This is a genomic window from Corallococcus sp. CA049B (genome assembly GCF_003611685.1).
GTDB lineage: Bacteria > Myxococcota > Myxococcia > Myxococcales > Myxococcaceae > Corallococcus > Corallococcus coralloides.
In genome coordinates, this window is sequence record NZ_RAWC01000167.1 from 1 (window position 1) to 20,125 (window position 20,125).

Genomic DNA, 20,125 nt, shown 5'->3' on the forward strand with positions numbered 1-20,125 from the left:
GGGTTCGGATCCGACTCGCCCTGGGTGGGCGTCACGGCCGCCGATGCCGAGGTGTCCGCCACGGGCGCGGGGCTGGAGGCCACGGATCCGGCCTCAGGGGCCTGGGACGCGGCGACAGGCGTGGCGCTGGCTTCCGGAGTGGGCGTCGCAGCCTCCGCACCGGTGTCCGCCGCGGGCTGGGGAGCCGGAGCCTCTGTGGCCGTGGAGGCAACAGGGACTTCGAGCGCGTCCACGCGATCCGGCACGGCCTCCGCCGCAGGAGCAGCGGCGGGCTCCTCCGCCACCGGGGGCTCGACAGCGGAGCTCGCGGGCACGGAAGCGGATCCGGCCGGAGACACGGCTTCCGCTGGGGACGCGACCGCGGAGGCAGTGCTCTCGACGGGGCTGGGTGCCTCGACCTTGGGTTCGGAAGCAGCCGGCGCGTTCTCGGCGCCGGAGGACTTCACGTCCACGGCGGGGGCCGGTGCTTCGGTGGCTCCCCTGCCCTGGCCGCGCAGCGGACTCGCGGGGACGTAGACGAACGACAGGCTCCGGGTGAACGAGGCACGGAAGGCCTCCACCACCGCCACGCCCCCCACCATCACCGGCTCGGAGGGCACGCCTGGAGCGTCCATCCCCGAGGACTCCTGCCGCTTCGACTCCTCACCCCGCATCCGCTCCTCGCTCTTTCCAGGCGGCCCGCTCGCGCGAGGCGCCTCCCCTTCATTGTCGTTCACGGACGTCGCGGCCTTCAGTCGCGACTCCGCCTCCAGCCTTTCGGCATCCACCGCACCCGCGGCCTTCGCCAGCGCCGCGGCCGCGGTGGCCAGAGCCTCCGCGACACGCGCGGCCGAGTCCACCTTGTCCGCGGCCTCCGCCGTCGCGGCGGCCTTCGCGAGCCGCTCCGTGGACAGCCCGATGGAGCGGTCATACTCGACGCGCAGGTCCGCGTCGGTGAGCATCTCCATCGCTTCGTTCATCCGTTCACGCAGCGCTTCCACCTGCTCCGGATCCCCCAGCGCGTACACCGCGATGGAATCCGGCGAATACAGCTCCATCAGGCGCTGGTGGGCCGCGCGGATCTCCTCGTCGGTGGCCGTGGGCGGCACCTCCAGGAGCTCGTAGTAGGTCTGCTGCGCGAAGGGCTTCATGGGATGGCGGACTCGGGGGAAAGGCCGTCGAGCGTCAGGATGCGAGCGGCGATGCGCTGGAGTCCCTGGGACACGGGCGAGTCGGGCCGCTCGAGGAGCACCGGCTTGCGCTTGCGCACCGCACGCCACGCTTCATCGTCGTGGCGCAGGGCGCCCAGGTCATCCATGTCGATGCCGAAGAACTTCTTCCACGCGGACACCATCGCGGAGCCGACCTTCTCATCCGCGTCCGTGCGCGCCTGGTTCACGACGAGCCGCACGTGGAACGCCGCCAGCTCGCGCTCCAGCCGCTCCGCGTCCGAGGGGGCCTTGCGCCGCACCTGCGCGACGATGTCGTGCAGCGTCCGCAGGCCGCCCTCGCGGGTGGACAGCGCGCCCTCGACCATGTCCTGGATGCCGTAGCGCGCCTCTGTCTGCTGGAGCTTGCGGAAGAAGGCCGCCTTGACGAAGCGGTACGCGTTCTCCACGGACGTGGGCTCCGGCAGCACGACGAGCAGGCCGTGGTCCGCGATGAGGAAGAAGTCGAGCGTGTTGAAGCTGGTGCCCGCGCCCAGGTCCAGGATGAGGTAGTCCGCCGTCGTCTGCGACAGCAGCGTGCGCAGGAGCTTCTGCTTCTGCGCGTACTTGAGGTTCGCCGCGTCCAGCGAGTCCTGCGCGCCGGCGATCAGCGACAGGCCGGGCACGCCGGTGGAGACCATCACCTCTTCGAGGCTCGCCTTCCCGCGCCGCAGGAAGTCCGACAGCGTGGACTCCGGAGGGCCCACGCCCAGGCAGGTGTGCAGGTTGGCGCCCCCCAGGTCGGCGTCCACGAGCAGCACCTTCTGGCCTGCCTGCGCGAGCGCGACGCCCAGGTTGGCGGACACCATCGACTTGCCGATGCCGCCCTTGCCGCCGCCCACCGCGATGATCCGCGCCGCGCGGGAACGCCGGGCGAGCCCCGCGGGGCCCGAGGGCGACACGTCATTGCCAGCACGCGGCGAGGTGCCAGCCAGTGAGGCGGGAGCGGATGGAGGCAAGGGGGCGGGCTTCACGAAGGCTCGCATCAAAGCCCGTCCTACCGCCCGAGTCGACACCCCGCCATTTCACGGCCGGCCCGGAAGCGCCCGGAGCCCGCGCCCCGGGGCCCGGAGGCTCGGGGAGCAGGCGGCCGGGGAGCCGTTCGCTGTCACTCGTCGAGCAGCTCGACGTTCCAGTACGACACGTCCGCGAGGTGCAGGAACGGCAGCCACTCCCGGTAGGTGATCTTCCGGATGGCGCCGCGGAACAGCGGCGTCCAGCGCGGTCGCACGGGCTTCTTGAGCAGCCGCATCCCGGCCTGATCTGGAGTGCGCCCCCCCTTCTTCAGGTTGCAGGGCACGCAGGAGCACACGACATTCTCCCACGTCGTCTTGCCGCCCTGGGTGCGCGGGCTGACGTGGTCCAGGTTGAGCTCGCTGCGGGGCAGCTGCTTCGCGCAGTACTGGCAGGTGTCGTTGTCGCGCGCGTAGATGTTGAGGCGCGAGAAGCGCACCTTGGCGCGCGGCAGGTGGTCATACGCGCCGAGCACCAGGACGCGCGGCACGCGGATGGTGCGGTCGATGGTGGTGATGCTGTCCTGGGTGGCGCTGAGGGCGGCCCAGTCCTCGAACTCATACAGGCGGTACTGCTCGTCGATGGCTTTGGCGACGCCCTGATACAGCAGGGAAAAAGCCCGTTTGACTGACGTCACGTGAACCGGTTGGTAGTACCGGTTTAAAACGAGCACGGCGCTGTTGATCATGGCTGGCTTCCCGAACGGGCGGCCGCCACAGCCAGCGCGACCTGCCCCAGGTCCTCCTCTGAGAGACACCGGACGTCGAGAACGACCTCGTCATCCGCAATCCTGCCAATAACCGGCACCTCGGCTTCGCGCAGACGTTCCAGGAATACTTTCGGCGCTTCTACGGTGAGGCTGCAAGCGTAGGAAGGCAACCGGGACAGCGGCATGGCACCTCCACCTACTTGTCCGTCCACGGACACCACGCGGCCCTCGACGCCGCTCGCCGCGAGCAGTGCCGCCAGGCGTTCGGCACGGGCTTGCAACAAAGCCGGTTGCTGGGTGAGCAGGCTTTGGGTGGGGACCGCGTCCGCGCGGCCATCCCGGTACAGCTCCAGCGTCGCCTCCAGGGCCGCGACCGTCATCTTGTCGACACGCAGCGCACGTGTGAGCGGGTGGGATTTGATGCGCTGAAGCAGGTCCGAGCGGCCGACGATGACGCCCGCCTGGGGGCCGCCGAGCAGCTTGTCGCCGGAGAAGGCCACGACGTCCGCGCCGTCCCGGATGGCCTGTCCCACGGTGGGCTCCGGGGTGAGGCCCGGGCCAGAGAGGGGCACGAGCGCGCCGGAGCCCAGGTCCTGGAACACGGGCACGTCACGGGAGCGCCCCAGTTCGGTGAGCTCCGCGAGGGACGCCTCTTCCGTGAAGCCCACGAGCGCGAAGTTGGAGCGGTGGACCTTCACGATGAGGCCGGTGTCCGGGCTCATCGCGTTGGCGTAGTCCGCGCGCCGGGTGCGGTTGGTGGTGCCGACTTCGATGAGCTTCGCGCCGGACTGGCGCATGACGTCCGGGATACGGAAGCCGCCGCCGATTTCCACGAGCTCGCCGCGGGACACGACGCATTCGCGGCCGGAGGCGAGGGCGGCGAGGGTGAGGAGCACCGCGCCCGCGCAGTTGTTGACGACGATGGCGTCCTCCGCGCCGGTGAGCGTGCGCAGGAGGTCGATGAGCGGTGCATAGCGGCTGCCCCGTTCGCCTTCGTCCAGGTCGTACTCGAGGTTGGAGTAACCCCGGGCCACGGCTACGACGCGCTCCACGGCTTCGGGAGCCAGGGGTGCGCGGCCGAGGTTCGTGTGGAGCACGACGCCGGTGGCGTTGATCACGCGCCGGAGGTTCGGCGTGGCCAGCGACGCGAGCGCCTCCTCCACATCCGCGTCCTCGAAGGGACGCAGGTCACCAGCCAGGAGCCGGGAGCGCACGCGTTCGACAGCGAGCCGCAGCGCCGCGACCGCGCGGGCATGGGGAAGGTTCGCGAGCCGGGACTCCAGCGACGGTCGTCGCAGGAGTTGTTCGATGGAGGGAAGGCCGCGAAGCAGTGCGTTCTTGCCATCCGGGGAGTTTGACGCAGCGCCCATTGGACGCATCGTACCAGGTGCAGTGTTTCTGGGTTATCCATGGGCTCTACGCTTGGACGCGTAATGCGCGCAACGATGCCGCGTAGTCCTACAGCTGCAGTTTGAGCCGTATCACTCGTGCCCGGTAGTGACACTGCATGGCCACGGCTTGGTGGTGGTCCTCCGCCCCAGTATTTCCTGAGACACCTTTCTGGGGGATAGCCTCCCCCTTGTGAGGTGGATGTGAAGAAGCAGAAGCAGGACAGGACGGCGGAGCGCGGCCGGTTCTCTGCGAAGCGGAAGAAGGAGGCCGTTCTCCGGCTGCTCAAGGGAGAGGAACTCGACGCACTCTCCCGGGAGCTGGGCGTCACGGCAGCGGCGTTGGGCGAGTGGCGGGAGAAGGTTCTGGCCGGGGCCGAGGCGAACCTCAAGAGCCGCGGGCCGGAAGCAGCGGACGACGAGGTGCTGCGGCTCAAGGCCATGGTGGGCGAGCTGATGATGAAGAACGAGTTGCTGGCGGAGAAGGCCCGGCTGCTGGAGGGCAACGCCCCGGGTTTTCCATGGAGGAAGTCGAGAGGATGAGCGCCAGTCTCTCGCCTTCCAGCGGCAAGCAGTACGGACTGGCGCTCGTGGCGGCCACCTGGCGCGTGCCTCGCGCCACGGTGTACCGGCACCGCGCCCGTCGGCGGGCAGCGCTGCCTGCGTCAGCCCGGCGTGGCCCCAAGACGGCGCTGACGGACGAGGCGCTGCTGGAGGCCATCCGCGGCGTGCTGTCCGCCTCCCCGTTTCTGGGCGAGGGGCACCGCCAGGTGTGGGCCCGGCTTCGCGCCCAGGGCGTGCGCACGTCGAAGGCCCGCTGCCTGCGACGGATGCGCGAGGCAGGGCTGCTGGCACCGGGCAGGGCCCGCCGGGTGCTGGGGCCGCGCAACCACGACGGCACCCTCACCACGGACAAGCCCGACGTCATGTGGGGCACCGATGCCACCTGCACGGTGACGACGCTGGAGGGCCAGGCCACCGTCTTCATCGCCATCGACCACGGCACCTCCGAGTGCGTCGGCGTCCACGCGGCCAAGGTGGGCACCCGCTTCGCGGCCCTCGAGCCCATCCGTCAGGGCGTCAAGGCGCGCTTCGGTGCGTACGGCCGGGGCGTGGCGACGGGGCTGTCCATCCGCCACGACAACGGCAGCCAGTACGCCTCCAACGCCTTCCAGGACGAGCTGCGCTTCCTGGGCGCCGCGTCCAGCCCGTCCTTCGTCCGCGGTCCCGAGGGCAACGGCTGCGCCGAGCGCTTCATCCGCACCCTCAAGGAGCAACTGCTCTGGGTGCGCACCTTCGCCACCGTGGAGGAACTCCGGCGGGCCCTGCTGGAGTGGGCTCACCGAGCACTGGCTGCTGGAGCGCCACCACTTCCTCTCGCCGAGTCAGGCCCGGCGGGAGTTGCTGCAGAAGCAAGCGGCCTGATTACGACCAACTTGGTGTCTCAACAATCTGGTGCGGTACAGTGGCGTCGCCAGCGACTCCACGCCAGGACATGCGCCAGTGGAGCCACGGTCCACCGCAGGAGTAAATGCAGCAGTCCTCGCGCTTCCTGGATGGAGTAGCGAGCGAGGGCCGTCAGTGGATGCCGCGCCGAGCGAGAAATACACACATGGAATTTCTTCACCTCGGCAGGCCGAGGGCTTTGGGGGGCAAGCCCTGCTGAGATTGCAGGTTGGCGATGACACGCGCGGCGGCAAGGCAGACATGGGCCAGCGCCTACCGCCTCCAGCTCCGTTTCGAGACGGCCAACCAGCCGGGCTTCCGGCGCCGGCGCCTCAGTGGCCGATGGCTGCTGCATGGGAAGGCTCACTCCTCCCCGCCTGCTTCTTCAACAGAAAGGGGACTGCGGAACCTTCCGAACTCCATCTATAGGATTAGAGGCGTACGAACTCGCTAGTGCAATCCGCGAAGCCCTCCATTGGCACGTAATAGGCAGCGACTGTGGCCCCCACCACCATGAATATCTGGGAATTGAACCGGCCTTCGACCACTTTGAGGGTGTGGTACGTCTTCTCCTGCTTCGTTCCCCGGCCAGTGGTCAAACTGATAATGACCTTCCCTCCTTGGACGGGTTTGCCGTCATCGACCGTGACGATACTGCCTTGGACAGCGTTCTCCCGCACATCGAGGTCTTCGAACCGCGTGGCGCGTCCGGTGGCCACCTGCGCCTGCGCCCCCCCCAACACCTGGATGGCATGGCGCGGGGTGTCGCGGGGATCCTCAATGAACGCCGTCAGACCCACGTTGTTGGGCTTGTCCCCGAACTCCCGGAAGATGCCACGCTCACGCGGGTCCTTCGGAGGCTGACGTGGATCGAATGAGAACTCGTACATCACCCTTACCCGGCGCGTCTCTCCAGGATCCAGCGTCAGCCACGCTGTCTCCAGATAGGTGCGGTAGGCGGGATTACTCTGCCCGGCGACGATGAAGATGCGGGCCGGCATCTGGTACGGATTGCCAACCTCAATGAAGCTTACCTCCCGAGTAGCAGGAGAGGCGGTCTTGGAGATGAACCGGTCGTAGTTTGACTGCGCTAGGTTGTTGAACTCTGTCATCTCCACGACGGAGGGGTTGGTGGGGTTCTGGTACAGGGGAATGCGGGCGATGACGCAGAAGTGCCCATTGCTGGGAGGTGTCCAGGTGGAGGAAAACTCGACCGTGGCTCCCGCCGGGATATTGCGCACATCGCTTCCGAGGAAAGTCTCCGGAATGCCTCCAATGCCGTAGCCCTTCACGAAGAAGTTGACCCGCACGCTAGGCGCATCCAAAGAGCCGTTGTTCTTCACCCGGGCGATCACCGTGTTCGTGTTGCCCTCCCAGGGCACATTGAACCAAGCGGAATCCGCTTGGTTGCGCACGTTGCGCACCTCGATGTCTGGGCTCTGCCACTGCTGATCCGGGCCAGCCGGCCAAGGCCGGATGGAAGGGTCTGGACGGCTGTTCACCCCGTAGAGGATGCGCACGTCGGCCTTCGTGCCGTCCTCTCCACTCACATCCACGCGGAAGTCGGTGGGGAAGACCGGGTCCGTCGTGTCCGTCTCCTCATAGTCCTGACCGTTGCCCAGCACGCTTCCATCCCCGTCACCGTCGTTGTTCAGGAGCAGGATGGCCGGACGTGCGATGGGGGGAGAGTAGGGCCCCGACACCACGTCCGTGCCGAGCACCCGACTATTGGTGGGCAGGTTTCGGTCGGCGATCTGCGTTACCTGACCGGAGCGGTACTCGAAATAGTAGTTCCAGCCATCGGCGAGGCGCACCTCGATGCCCCGCTTGCGTCCCGCCGGCAGCGTCGCCGCTTCTGACGGGTGCAGGGTGATGGTCTGATCCACCGGCACACCCATGGAGACAAAGTTGAAGCTCTGCACCGCCGAGGCCGGTACCCATCCCAGCATCATCCGATGGGCGAGCGAGAAGTGGGGGAAGGGATCGTCGGAGTGCATCATCTCCCAGGCTCCCGGATTCCTCCCGGGAACCGATGGCGTGTATTGGTCGCCCAGCCCCAGGTTGTGCCCTAGTTCGTGCGCCAGAGACTCATGGATTTCCCGGTCGCCGACTACACCCCACTCGTTGGGCATGGAGATGACTCCGGCGTTCTTGTTTCCCTCGGCCGTCGTGTAGGGCCCCCAGTTGCCAATGGAGGCATAGGGCCAAGCGGCCCTGGGCGTGGCTCCCGTCACCGGCTGCGACACGCACAACAGGGTATCGAAATTGTTGTAGTTGATGAGCCCATCGCCGGCCGTGAAGCAGGCCTGAAAATAGGTGCCCTTGGGCGTGTTATCCGCGTTGAAGTAGTCGTCGTAGCTGCCGGGGAGTTCAACCGGGCCGAAGACCTCGGCCGAGAGGTCGAACGCTCCGTAGGAGACTTCCTGGTAGTACTGTCGCGCGCTGCGCGTTACCCCTCCATCCGTCACCCCGTTGATGACCTCATTGAGCCAGCGATCGCGGTGGGCCTGCAGCGTCGCGGCGTCGGTGGTGAAGCGCTGGCTGCTGGTGTCCACCAGCAGGATGGCAATGCGCCGAGTCCCCGTTGCCGGAACCACGCTGAGGTTCTGTGGGCCCGCCGGGCCCCCGCCCCATGCCGCACCTGCCGCGAACCCGGTCCCCTGTCCGTCAAACCAACGGGGCGGCCCCCTCTGCTCATCCCGCCAGAGCGCATCGACCCGAAAGGGCGCCTCTCCCACAACGGTGGGGGTCCCTTTCATCAGCGCCTGCAGGACATATTTGCCGGGTTGGAATCCGACCAGAAGCATGATGCTCGGAGCGACGTCCTGAGCATTCCCCTCTTGGGAGACCGAAACCTGACCTCCCGGAGGGCCCTCCCGCACAGTGAAGTCCAGGTTCTCCATCTGGAGACCGGTCTTCGGGTTGATGCGGACTGGAACCCTGAGGTACGAGCCTACGAAGAGTTTTTTCTTGGATATCTTCAGGTCGACGTCGGCCATGGCAAATGCTCCTCCTTCACTGAGGATGGAGGTGCCACGCTCAATTTGTGAAGGACGCGAGCCTACGATGAGGCTGTTCGTAACCTCATCAGCCAAGGCAACTGACAGCACGCAACGTGAGCGCCTCGCGGTTGTCTAGTCGCTCGCGAGACACGTTAAAATTGCCCGGGATCCGTGGACAGACGGTTTAATCCTACAGATGGAGTTCGGAAGGTTCCGCAGTCCCCTTTCTGTTGAAGAAGCAGGCGGGGAGGAGTGAGCCTTCCCATGCAGCAGCCATCGGCCACTGAGGCGCCGGCGCCGGAAGCCCGGCTGGTTGGCCGTCTCGAAACGGAACTGGAGGCGGTAGGCGCTGGCCCATGTCTGCCTTGCCGCCGCGCGTGTCATCGCCAACCTGCAATCTCAGCAGGGCTTGCCCCCCAAAGCCCTCGGCCTGCCGAGGTGAAGAAATTCCATGTGTGTATTTCTCGCTCGGCGCGGCATCCACTGACGGCCCTCGCTCGCTACTCCATCCAGGAAGCGCGAGGACTGCTGCATTTACTCCTGCGGTGGACCGTGGCTCCACTGGCGCATGTCCTGGCGTGGAGTCGCTGGCGACGCCACCACCAAGCCGTGGCCATGCAGTGTCACTACCGGGCACGAGTGATACGGCTCAAACTGCAGCTTAGGCACATCCAACGGCAGCAATGGTAGCCTCCCCCGCCCCGAAGTGGACCAGCGAGCACAAGGGCCTACCCTCGCAATGCGGTCTCGTACACAGCACTATTCTCCTAGTGCCTACAGATTTCACCAGCCGCCATAGGGCACAGTGATGGCCTCCATGTAGTGACCGTTGGGGTCCTGGAAGTAGACCCCACGGCCTCCGTCATGGGTGTTGATCTGGTTCTCATGCTGGCCGCGCGGGTCGGCCCAGTGCTGAATCTTCCGGTCGCGGATCTTCGCGATCAGCGAATCGAAGACCTCCTCCGTCACCAGGAATGCGTAGTGCTGCCCGTGGATCGCGTCCTGGGTGCTGACGTAGTCGAGCGACGCGCCGTCCGTCAGCTTCACCACCTGGAAGTGCCCGAACGGCGTGGGCTCCGGAAGCCCGAGCAACTCCGCGAGGAATTGCGCGGACGAGACCTTGTCCTTCGCGTGGATGATCGTGTGGTTGAATTTGACAGACATGGAGGCCCCCTGGGCAAGGAGCCTCCTATAACGCGCGCCCCTGCTGGAGTGCCAGCGGCCACAGCTTCGCCAGTTCAGCGCGCAGCACCGTGGCGCTCGCGTAACGCTCCTCGGGCTGCTTCCGCATCAGCTTGAGGACGACCTGCTCGAACGCTTCCGGCAGCTCTGGACGCCGCTTCCTCGGAGGCACGGGCGTCTCCTGCACATGCATCAGCATCAGCGGAACAGGCTGCGCATGCCGGAACGGCAGCTGCCCGGTGAGCAGCTCATACGCCACCACTCCCAGCGCATACAGGTCCGTGGCCGACGACACCTCCGTCCCCTTCACCTGCTCCGGTGCCATGTACTCCGGCGTCCCCAGCGTCGCCCCCTGCGCCGTGTTCCCCATCACATGCGCGCTCTTCGCGAGCCCGAAATCCATCAGCTTCAGCACGCCCGTGCGCGTGATGAACAGGTTCCCGGGCTTCACGTCCCGGTGCAGTACCCCGCGCGCATGCGCGTGCTCCAGCGCGACCGTCGCGTGCGTCAGCCACCGCAAGGCATTGGCCAGCCTGGGGCGCCCCTCCTGCATCACCTGCCGCAAGTCCTGCCCCTCCAGCAGCTCCACCGTCAGGTAATGCCTCTCCCCGTCCGAGCCCGCGTCGAACACATGCAGGATGTTCACGTGCTCCAGCGCCCGGGCGTGCTCCACCTCCTGGCGGAAGCGCGTCACCATCGCCTCGTCGGCGTACGGCACGGCCAGCACCTTGAGCGCCACGCGCTGCTGCTTCTTCACATCCAGCGCCTGGTACACCGCCGACGTGCCGCCCACGCCCAGCCACTTCTCCACCCGGTAGCGCCCCGCCACCACCTGCCCGGGGACGAGCCCCTGGTGCACGGGCGCGGGAGGCCTGGGCGTCACCGCGCCCTGGAGCAACGTCCCCCCCGGAGACACGGGCGTCCGCACCTGCGGCAGCGTCGGCTCGGACCCATCCTCGGCCACGGCGTTGCCCGGCCGCGCGTTCAGCGCCTCCGGGCCCAGGTAGGTCAATCCTCCGCTGTCACGGTCCTTGGAATGCACCCCGCCCTCCCCTCTCACGGCTCCAGCAGCGAGACGGGCGCGGGCGCGCCTGCGCCTTCGAGGTCCAGGTGGGGGGTGGGCAGGTTGTACTCCGCGGCGGCGAGCGTGGCCTCCACCATGATGGGGCCCGAAATCTCCGAGGGCTCGCCCTGGCAGAGCACCTCCACCACGTGCTCCAGCGTCCACTTGCCCATGCGGCCCACCTCCAGCCGCTGGCCGTTGAACTTCGCCGTGTCCGACAGCTGTTCGCTCGCGGTGAGCTTCGCCTCCACCGAATCGCCCAGGTAGCCGCGCGCCAGGTTCAGCACCCGGTCAATCACCGCGTTCCAGGCCTGCAGGTGCGTGCGGTCCTGCGCCTCGTCGATGATGTCCAGGCCCACCTGCAGCCGCTCCATGCGCTCCAGGAACTGCTGCACCAGCTTGCCCCGGATGATGCGGCCGTGCTGCGGGGCGATCATCTCCACCGCGGGCGTGAGCTTCCGGATGGCCGCCACCGCGCGCACCAGCGCCGAGTTCACCGGCATGTAGATCTGGTGGAACGCCCGGATGCCATTCCAGTCGGACTCGTCCGCCCACAGGCCCTGCGCCTTGCTGTCCGTGAGGCCTCCGAAGAGGTCCCCCGTGAAGAGCACCCGCGTCTGAGGGTCGTAGAGCATCACCGCGCCCCGGAAGTGGCAGAACGGCGACGGCACCGGCAACAGCTTGTGCCCCGTGGGCACGCTCAACCCCTGCGAGAACTTCTCCGTCGGGATGAAGCGATTGCGCGGCAGGTTGAAGTGGACGATGAGCCGCCAGGTGTCCTCGGAGCACAGGATGCTCGCGCGCGGCGAGTAGCGCGCCGAGATGATGTTCGCGGACGAACCCACGTCCGGATCCTGGTGGTTGATGAAGAGCGCGGACAGGCGGTCCATCCCGCCAATCAGCGACACCACCTTCGTGTGGATGGTGGAGAAGTCGCTGCTCGACCCGGGGTCGATGAGGAGGTTGAACTCGGCGGGTTTCGCCGTCCGTGGATCCGTGCCCCGAAAGCGGCGCAGGAACGGGTTCGCGAAGAAGATGCCGCCGGGCTCGCGCTTCCCGACCCAAAAGGTCTCGGGGGCGATCTCCACGGCGGTGCGGTTGAGGTCTATCTGTTGAGGGCTGGGGGCGCTGGGCTGGCTCATGGCGTGTTTCCTTCACGCAAACGAGGGGGGGTGGAACTGCGCAGCAACCCTACCAGCCCACCGCCACCCCGGGTCCCCTTCTCGGACCTATTCGCAAGAGGGCATGAGCCGCGCTTCTCGCTCTGCCCCCCGCACGGCAATCAGGACCAATTCAGTCCTCGCCGGACTCCTTGCCTGGCCGGTCGCCGAAGAGCTGCACCCAGCGTCCGTCAAACCCGCCGTTCTGAGGCAGGTACCACCCACCCTGCAGCCAGAAGCCCTGCTCCCGCCCGTCCGTGTCGTCCGTCACGCCCGAGTGCACGAAGTAGTCGTGTTGCCACCAGTATGAGTTCACGGACGCCGGGTAGCCGCTGGCGCTCATGCGCGTCTGCCCCCGCGAGTCCACCACCGTGCCCGCCCATGACTTGTCATGGAACGCGCTGGACCCGCCGCCGCCCGTGTCGGACGCCTTGTCGTTCAGCTCGAACGTGCCGAAGAACCACTTCTTCGACGGGTAGCCCTCGCGGTCGTCCTGCCCCTCCACGTCGCGCGTCTTGGAGAAGAAGCGCTGCATCCCCACGCTCACCTCCGCCTGCCCCGCCTCATTCACCACCGGGCTCTCCAGGAAGAAGAACTGGGGCTCGTCCGGCAGCCAGTGCGTCGCATAGCCCCCGTGCTCCCAGTGCGTGGGGAGGATGTCCGCCAGGTCCTGCAGCTCGTACGTGACGCGCTTCACCGCGGGCCAGTTGGCCGAGTCCCCGTTGTCGTAGCGGCTGGCCAGCGCGTCCGCCGTCGAGTACCGCACCGGCTGCGCGTTGAACGCCGCAACCGCCGCCCCGTCGTCCTCCGGCACGAACACGTAGTGCAGCTTCTTGCGCCCGTCGTCGTTGTTCACGTCCGCCTCCGCCTTCCCCCCGGACGCCATCCGGCCCGCGAAGAACGAATACGGATCCGTCACGAAGCGCAGCTCCTGCCCGTGCGGCGCCAGCAGCTTGTCGGACCACTCCGCCTGCCAGATGAGCAGGTGGCTGCCCGTGCCCGTCTGCATGAACTGGAGGTCGCCGCTGCCCGCCCGGCGCACCACGTTGCGCTTGTGCTGTGTCACCACCGCGAACGCCACGGACTCCCCGCTGCCCGGGTTGCCCACCACGTTGCGAATCTGGAGCTCGACGCGCTCCCAGTCGTGGAGCTGCCAGTTGCCCGCCGCGTTCTTATCCAGCGCGTGATACAGGTGATACACGAGGACGAGGTTCTTGCCCCCGTCCATGAACTCGATCAGCGACGTGTACAGCGTCGGCCGGATGCGCCACCGGTCGAACGCGCCAGGCCCCACGCGCGACGCATCCACGTACTGGTTGATCTGCTTCCAGTGCAGCTTGTTGTTGGAGAAGTCCCCGTCCTGGTCGAAGTCGAAGTTCGTCAGCCAGTCGTAGCCGTGCTCGTTCCCGTTGCCGTTCGCGCGCTTGAAGATGACCGGCGCGTAGTAGCGCAGGAACGCCTGCCGCTGCGCGTTCGTCAGCGACCAGGCCTGCGCCTCGGCTTCAGCCGGAAGACACAGGCCCACCAGCGTGAACAGCGCGACCGCGAGGGGAGCGATTTTCGTTCGGAGGGTGGACATGGCGGCCTACGAAACCACGGCCCGCCCCTCCCTCTACAAGGAATTCACGAATCAGCGGGGGCCTACGGACCCGGCTGCCGCCACTCTGGCTTCCGGCGCGCGTAGAGCACGACGCCCAGGATGAAGACCAGCCCCGCCAGGTTCGCCACATAGGCGATGGGTTGTTCCACCTTGAGTTGCTTGGGCGGCACGAAGCCCACGATGAAGGCCAGGGCGGAGGACACGATTCCCACACAGGCGAGCAGCGGCAGCGCGGGCGCCCGGTAGCCTCGCGGGATTTCGGGACGCGTGCGACGCAGCTTGAGCGCCGACACGAACAGCAATCCATACATGGGGATGTAGAGCTGTGTCGTCATGGCGGCGAGCGCCCAATAGACCTGATTGACGTCCTTCGCGATGAAGAACGCCAGGGCGAGCAGCGCCACCAGCACTCCTTGCGTCGCCAGGAGCGCCGTGGGAGTGCCATGGCTGTTGGTGCGCTGGAAGAGCGGCGGCAGCAAGCCCTTGCGCCCCACCAGCAACAGGCTGTGGTTGGGGCCCAGCATCCAGGTGAGCACCGTGCCCAGCGCGGCGATCAGGAACAGCAGCGCGAAGACCGAAGCCATCCGCTTCAAGCCATACACGTCCAGGTATGTCTCGAAGGCCTGGATGAGGCCCGCGCTCAAGTCCAGCCGCTTGTGCTGGACGGCCACGGCGACGCCCAGCGTGGAGAAAACGAAGATGAGCGTGGCGAGCAGCGCCATCAGCACCATGGCCTTCGGATAGCCATGGCGCGCGTCCTTCATCTCCCGGACGTGCACCGCGCTCACCTCCACGCCGCCGTATGCGAGGAAGTTGCCCACCACGAGCACCAGCCCGCCGATACCGGACCACGGCGGCAGGAGATGACTCGCCTCCAGCGGCGTGGCCGAGGCGTGGCCGCCGAGGAGGTACGCCACGGCCAGCAGTGTCAGCAGGGTCGTGGGGATGACAATGCCGAGCACCACGCCCCATACGGAGAAGCGCGAGGCGTGACCCACGCCGTGCAGGGCCACCGCGGCGCACAGGCCGAAACCCACCAGCACGAAGGCGCCGTTGAAGGGGCCGTTGAGCGCGAGAGCGGGCGACACGATATACGCGAGGTTGCCCGCGGCGAAGGACAACAGCAGGGGATAGAAGATGATGTTCTGCACCCACTGCTGCCACGCGGCGCAGAACGCCCACTTCTCACCCAGCGCTTCGTGCACCCACGTGAAGACGCCTCCAGGCCAGGTGCTGCCCAACTCGGCGGCGGTGAAGGCCGCGGGCAGCAGGAAGACCAGTGCGGGGAGGATGTACAGCACCACCGACCCCAGCCCATACTCGGACATCGCCGCGACGTTGGTCAGGTTGATGACGGCCGACGCCGACAACAGCCCCATCGCGGGCCAACTCATTCTCCGACCCGGACGGCTCGCGCGAGTCTCAGCGGACGGCACATCCATGGCGGGCCACCTTTCGCCAGGGAGTTGTCACTGACTCCGCCCCGCGGCAAGAACGCGGCCTCACCCGAAATACGCGAGTGAAAGTTCGTCCCATCGCAAGGCGGTGTGCAGAGCAGTCCCTCGCACTCTCAGCCGGCCCGAGCGTTGATTGTCATTCCTTTTGCCGCCCCCCCGACGGGGATCGAATCGAAGCAGCAGGAGGCGGCGCCTTCGCGAGCCCGCCCTCCCGTGTCAACGCGATGCGCTCGGCATCACCGGCACCTTGGGCGCGCGGCCGTAGAGCAGCTGGTAGGTGTTGTAGGAGCGCAGCACGCGCTTGATGTAGCCGCGCGTCTCCGCGATGGGGATCTCCTCCACCCACGCATCCAGCGCCAGGTCCGGCTTGGCCGAGCGCCAGCGGTTCACCGCGCCGGAGCCCGCGTTGTAGCTGCCCACCGCGTAGGGCGTGTGGCCCTTGAACTTCTTGATCAGCCCGCCCAGGTAGTGCGCGCCGAAGCGGATGTTCAGCTCCGGCTGGAGCAGCGAGTCCACGGTGAAGTGCTTCACCTTGAGCTCGCGCGCCACGCCCTTCGCCGTGGAGGGCATCAGCTGCGTGAGGCCCAGCGCGCCGGCCCAGGACAGGGCCTTGGGGTCCAACGCGCTCTCCTCGCGCATCAGCGCCTGAAGCAGGTCCGGCTCCACGCCCGCGGGCGCGGTGTGCTTCTCAATCAGGTCGCGGAACGCGTTGGGATAGGCCACCTCCCACACCGGACGGGTCTGCGGGGTGATGCGCCCGCTCAGGTCCTTGCGCAGCGCCAGCCGAGCGATGGCGTGCGCCGAGCGCGCGTCGCCGGACTGCGACAGCACCATCACCAGGAGCCGCATGGACTCCGGCGGCTGGTTGGCGCGGTTGACCAGCATCAGCTCCGACGGCACGGAGTCCGCGAAGCCCAGGCGCAAGAGCTCCACGCCCGCGCGGAAGTGGGGGTCGTCCCCCATGGGGCCCGCGAACATCGGCCAGGGGCTGGCGGCCTCCGGCACGTCGAAGATGGACGCGGACACGGCCTCCAGCCGCTTGGGGTCCAGCTCGCCCAGCTTCGAGCGCGCCATCAGGCCGTAGTACGTGGCCGGGTGCTCCACCGCGAGCTTCTCCATCAGCTCCGCGGCGCCCTGGATGTTGCCGCGCTCCTCCAGCGTGCGCGCCCGCCAGTAGCGCGCGCGCTCCACGTCGTAGGACTCGTCCGCGTTGGCGAACTGCTCCTCGATGCGATCCAGGAAGGAGAAGCCTCCGTCCTCCACCTTCGACGTGCGCGCCACCCAGAAGGCCTTGAAGAGCGCCTCGCCCAGGAAGTCGCCCTTGGGGTACAGCCGCGCGACCTCATCCAGGCGCGCCATGGCCTCCTTGGGGCGGTTCGTCTTCACGTACAGGTCGGCCGCGTAGAAGAGCGCGTCGTCCGCGAACGAGTGGTCCGGGAACTCCTTCGCCAGCCGCTCGTAGGTGTCCGTGCCGCGCTGCTGATCCACGATGGAGCGCGACGAGCCGAGCACGTACAGCGCGCGGGCCAGGAGGTCGCGGTCCTTGCACTGCTCCACCACCGGCGTGAGGATCTGGATGGCGGCGGTGTGCTGGCGCTCCTTGCGCTGCCCCTTGCCGAACGCGAAGTGCGCACGGCACGCGAGCGTGTCCGGCAGCTTCAGCGTCTTGAGCATCGGCTCCAGGATGGCCATGCCCTGCTTGTTGCGGTGCGCTTCGATGAGCGCCTCCGCGCGGCCCACCTTGGCGTCCACGGGCGGCGTCTGCCCCTTGAGGCGCTTCTCCACCTGCTTGACGATGGGCGACAGCGGCTGCGCGGCCCACAGCTTCCACAGCGCGGCCTTCTCCGCCGCCTTGTCCTTCTTCTCCACCGCCAGGTCCGCCGTGGCGATGAGCGCCTCCGCGCCCACGTTGCGGCCCCAGCCCGTCATCATGCGCTGGGTGAGCGGCGTCAGCGCCTCCATGGCGCCGTCGTAGTCCTTCTTCTTGCGCAGCACGCGCGCCAGGCCCAGGCGCGCGTCCACGTACATGCGCGAGCCCTCCGGCACCTGCTTGAAGCTGGCCGCCGCGTCATCCAGCCGGCCCTGGGACTCCAGCGCCACGCCCGCGTGCGTGAGGCAGCGGTCCTTCAGCGCCGGGTAGTCGTTGGCGAGCGCCGCCATCTCCGTCGCCGCCGACTTGTCGTCCCCGGAGCGCACCGCGGAGAGCGCGCGCAGGTAGCGCACCGGCGGGCTGTCCCCTTCACCCTCCAGCAGCGCGCGCGCCTTGGTGTACTGGCCCTTGTCGAACGCGTCCTTCGCGTCCTTCTTCTTGCCGTCCGCGAAGTACGGCGTCAGGTCCTCCAGCCCGTAGCGGCGCCCGCGGTGCACCACCGGCGTGGGCGGCACGATCCCCGGGAAGGCCGGGTTGAACACCTGCACGTAGCCCACCGGCAACGGCGCCTTGTCCGCGTCCGGCGGCGGCGTCAGCTGCGCCTCCGACGGCGCGTTGCCGGTGCGCGTCGTGGGGGCCTGATCCGTGTCGTCGCTGGGAGCCGGGACAGGGGGAGCCGGGGCCGTGGCGGCCGGCGCCGTGCTGGGGACCGCGGGGGCGGGAGCCTGCGCGGACAACAGCGCCGCGGAGGCGAGGAGGGCGAGATGCTGGAGGGACACTTTCATTCGCGGGGGCCTCGGGGACCCTGGGAGATGCACTCGGGCACGCCCGAGGACAACTGGGGATGGTTGGAAAATTTCCAGCCCCTGACAGAGGTTAGACTGTCCGCCTGCACATGGATATCCGCACCCAAAGCGCACTGCTCGCTTCCATCATCGGTCTGGCGCTGGGCGTGTCCATGTTGTTGCGCCCCGGACGGCCCCGGGTCCTCACGCTCTACTCCGTCTTCACCCTGACGGTCGCCGGGTACTACCTCAGCCTCTTCTTCCACAGCATCTTCCCCTCCCTCGACTACCCCTGGGTGTCCCGAATCGCCCTCGGGGCGACGGTGCTCGTCGTCTCCCTGGTGCCCGGGGCGGCGGTCGCCTTCTTCCTCGAGTTCCTGGGGGTCAGCAAGGGAGCGCATCAGGTCGGCCGGCGGCTCGCCCTCCTGTCCGGCGTGCTGGGTCTGACGGTCGCCGTTACACCCCTGGCGGACAAACCATGGGCCCGTCTGGCGCTGGGCGCCTGGGTGCTGGGCACGTTGTTCACTTCCGTGTCCTTGCTGGTGCACCGGGTGCGCACGACGGAGTCGCGCATCGAGCAGTTCCGGCTGGCGTACCTGGCCATTGGCGCGGGCGCGGCGGTGCTGTTCAACGGGCTGGACTTCCTGTCGCGCAACGACATCCCGTTCCCCACGCTGGGCCCGGTCTTCGCGACGCTCTACCTGTTCTTCCTCGCGCAGACGCTGCTGCGGCTGCGGCTGATGGACCTGCACGAGCTGTTGGGGAAGATCGCCTCGCAGACGGTGCTGGCCATCATCCTGGCGTCGGTGTTCACGGTGCTGACGGCGTGGGTGGACGAGAACACGTCGCTCTTCGTCTTCAACACGGTGGTGGCCGCGTTCGTCATCCTCATCTTGTTGGATCCGCTGCGCACCAAGGTGGAGGAGATGGTGGTGCGCATCTTCTTCCGCGAGCGCTTCGCGCTGCTGGGCACGCTGAGCACCCTGCGCGTGCGCATGGCGTCCGTCATCGAAATTTCAGAACTGGCGCGCGTGGTGCTGGACGCGCTGCACGAGACGGGGCGCGTGACGCACGCGTCGGTGTACCTGATGGCGGAGGACCGGCCGGGCTACCGGCTCCTGGACTCGCGCGGGCCCCTGCCGGTGGCGCTGCTGGACACTGCGGCCGCGCGCGGCGTGCTCTTCGCGGTGGCCAGCGGGCAGAAGGCGGTGCTGCTGGAGAACATCGAGCGGCGCATCTCCGTGATGCGGGTGCAGGCGGTGGAGGGCAAGCGCTTCCGCGACGAGCTGAAGCGGCTCAACGACACGCGCGCCGCGCTGCTCCAGATGAAGGCCGGCATCAGCGTGCCGCTGATGGGAAACGACCGGGTCATCGGCTTCCTGAACCTGTGGGACGAACGGGTGCCGGAGGCCTACGCGTCGGATGAAATCGCGCTCATCCTGGAGGTCTCCGAGCGGATGGCGACGGTGCTGGAGAACTCCAAGCTGTACGAGAAGATCCGCGAGCGGGACCGCCTGGCGGCGCTGGGTGAGATGGCGGCGGGCCTGGCGCACGAAATCCGCAACCCGCTGGGCGCCATCAAGGGCGCGGCGCAGTGCCTGGATCCGAAGAAGCTGCCGGGCGAGGACGGCGAGTTCCTGGACGTCATCGTGGAGGAGGTCAACCGGCTCAACGGCGTGGTGACGGCGTTTTTGGACTACTCGCGCCCGCTGAAGCAGAACTTCGGGCCCACCGACCTCAACGAGGTGGTGACGCGCACGATGCGGCTCATCCAGAACGACATGCCGCCCACGGCGGAGCTGGCGGTGGAGCTGGACCTGCGCCTGCCGCGCGCGGAAGGTGACGCGGAGCAGCTCAAGCAGGTGCTGATCAACCTGGTGCAGAACGCGGTGCAGGCGCTGGGGCCGCAGCCGGGCCGCATCACGGTGCGCACGGAGAAGCCGGAGCGCTTCGGCGACCTGCGCAGCGCGGGCGGCGAGTTCGTGGAGGTGCGCGTCTCCGACACCGGCCCGGGCATCCCGGCGGATCAACAGCCGCACATCTTCGTGCCCTTCTTCACGACGAAGCAGAAGGGCACGGGCCTGGGGCTCGCCATCTGCCAGCGCATCGTGAAGAACCACGGCGGCAGCATCAGCGTGCAGAGCAAGGTGGGCGAAGGCACCGCGTTCGTCATCCGCCTGCCGGCGCTCCCCTCCGAGCCGGTGGAGGGCGCGCTGCCGGACGGCACGCCCGTGCCGCCCACGCGCCCCTCCCAGCCCGCCC

General features: G+C 67.8%; 12 protein-coding genes and 1 pseudogene. 2 read left to right on the forward strand and 11 right to left on the reverse strand.

Features of this window, described 5'->3' with window-relative positions; all coding sequences use genetic code 11:
* The 4 genes from D7W82_RS42410 to selA form a co-directional block, all read right to left on the reverse strand.
* The coding region (locus D7W82_RS42410; RefSeq protein ID WP_158617747.1) for a J domain-containing protein at positions 1-1,130 on the reverse strand (1,130 nt) is incomplete at its 3' end.
* The gene (locus D7W82_RS28485) at positions 1,127-2,173 is read right to left on the reverse strand and encodes a P-loop NTPase (protein WP_233587986.1); all 1,047 of its coding nucleotides are present in this window, start codon (positions 2,171-2,173) and stop codon (positions 1,127-1,129) included. The genes D7W82_RS42410 and D7W82_RS28485, both read right to left, overlap by 4 nt.
* A 122-nt stretch (positions 2,174-2,295) precedes the next feature.
* Entirely contained in the window at positions 2,296-2,889 is a 594-nt protein-coding gene (locus D7W82_RS28490) for an HNH endonuclease (RefSeq protein ID WP_120621354.1), read from the reverse strand.
* Positions 2,886-4,280 (reverse strand): L-seryl-tRNA(Sec) selenium transferase, encoded by a 1,395-nt coding sequence (gene selA, locus D7W82_RS28495; RefSeq protein WP_120621355.1) that lies wholly within the window; start codon positions 4,278-4,280, stop codon positions 2,886-2,888. The genes D7W82_RS28490 and selA overlap by 4 nt, the downstream gene beginning before the upstream one ends.
* Positions 4,281-4,496: 216 nt before the next feature.
* On the opposite strand from selA, the pseudogene D7W82_RS28500 reads away from it, so the two are divergent.
* A pseudogene (locus D7W82_RS28500) lies at positions 4,497-5,723 on the forward strand (IS3 family transposase).
* Positions 5,724-6,175: 452 nt separating this feature from the next.
* Here D7W82_RS28500 and D7W82_RS28505 read toward each other — a convergent pair.
* The 7 genes from D7W82_RS28505 to D7W82_RS28535 form a co-directional block, all read right to left on the reverse strand.
* Positions 6,176-8,743, reverse strand: a complete 2,568-nt coding sequence (locus D7W82_RS28505) for a CARDB domain-containing protein (protein ID WP_120621356.1) — start codon at positions 8,741-8,743, stop codon at positions 6,176-6,178.
* Positions 8,744-9,529: 786 nt separating this feature from the next.
* Positions 9,530-9,910: a VOC family protein gene (locus tag D7W82_RS28510; RefSeq protein ID WP_120621357.1), complete on the reverse strand. Its 381-nt coding sequence runs from the start codon at positions 9,908-9,910 to the stop codon at positions 9,530-9,532.
* Positions 9,911-9,935: 25 nt separating this feature from the next.
* Positions 9,936-10,970, reverse strand: coding sequence for a serine/threonine-protein kinase (locus D7W82_RS28515; RefSeq protein ID WP_120621358.1), 1,035 nt, complete (start codon positions 10,968-10,970; stop codon positions 9,936-9,938).
* A gap of 14 nt (positions 10,971-10,984) precedes the next feature.
* Positions 10,985-12,133 carry a hypothetical protein gene (locus D7W82_RS28520; protein WP_120621359.1) on the reverse strand — a complete coding sequence of 383 codons (1,149 nt, stop codon included), beginning with the start codon at positions 12,131-12,133 and terminating at the stop codon, positions 10,985-10,987.
* A 151-nt stretch (positions 12,134-12,284) separates the two neighbouring features.
* A complete protein-coding gene (locus tag D7W82_RS28525; RefSeq protein ID WP_120621360.1) occupies positions 12,285-13,730 on the reverse strand; it encodes a hypothetical protein in 1,446 nt (481 codons plus the stop codon).
* 62 nt (positions 13,731-13,792) lie between these two features.
* Complete coding sequence (locus D7W82_RS28530) at positions 13,793-15,130, reverse strand: amino acid permease (protein ID WP_158617748.1); 1,338 nt, start codon at positions 15,128-15,130, stop codon at positions 13,793-13,795.
* A 294-nt stretch (positions 15,131-15,424) separates the two neighbouring features.
* Positions 15,425-17,863 carry a transglycosylase SLT domain-containing protein gene (locus D7W82_RS28535; protein ID WP_120621362.1) on the reverse strand — a complete coding sequence of 813 codons (2,439 nt, stop codon included), beginning with the start codon at positions 17,861-17,863 and terminating at the stop codon, positions 15,425-15,427.
* A gap of 110 nt (positions 17,864-17,973) precedes the next feature.
* On the opposite strand from D7W82_RS28535, the gene D7W82_RS28540 reads away from it, so the two are divergent.
* The coding region (locus tag D7W82_RS28540; RefSeq protein ID WP_233587987.1) for an ATP-binding protein at positions 17,974-20,125 on the forward strand (2,152 nt) is incomplete at its 3' end.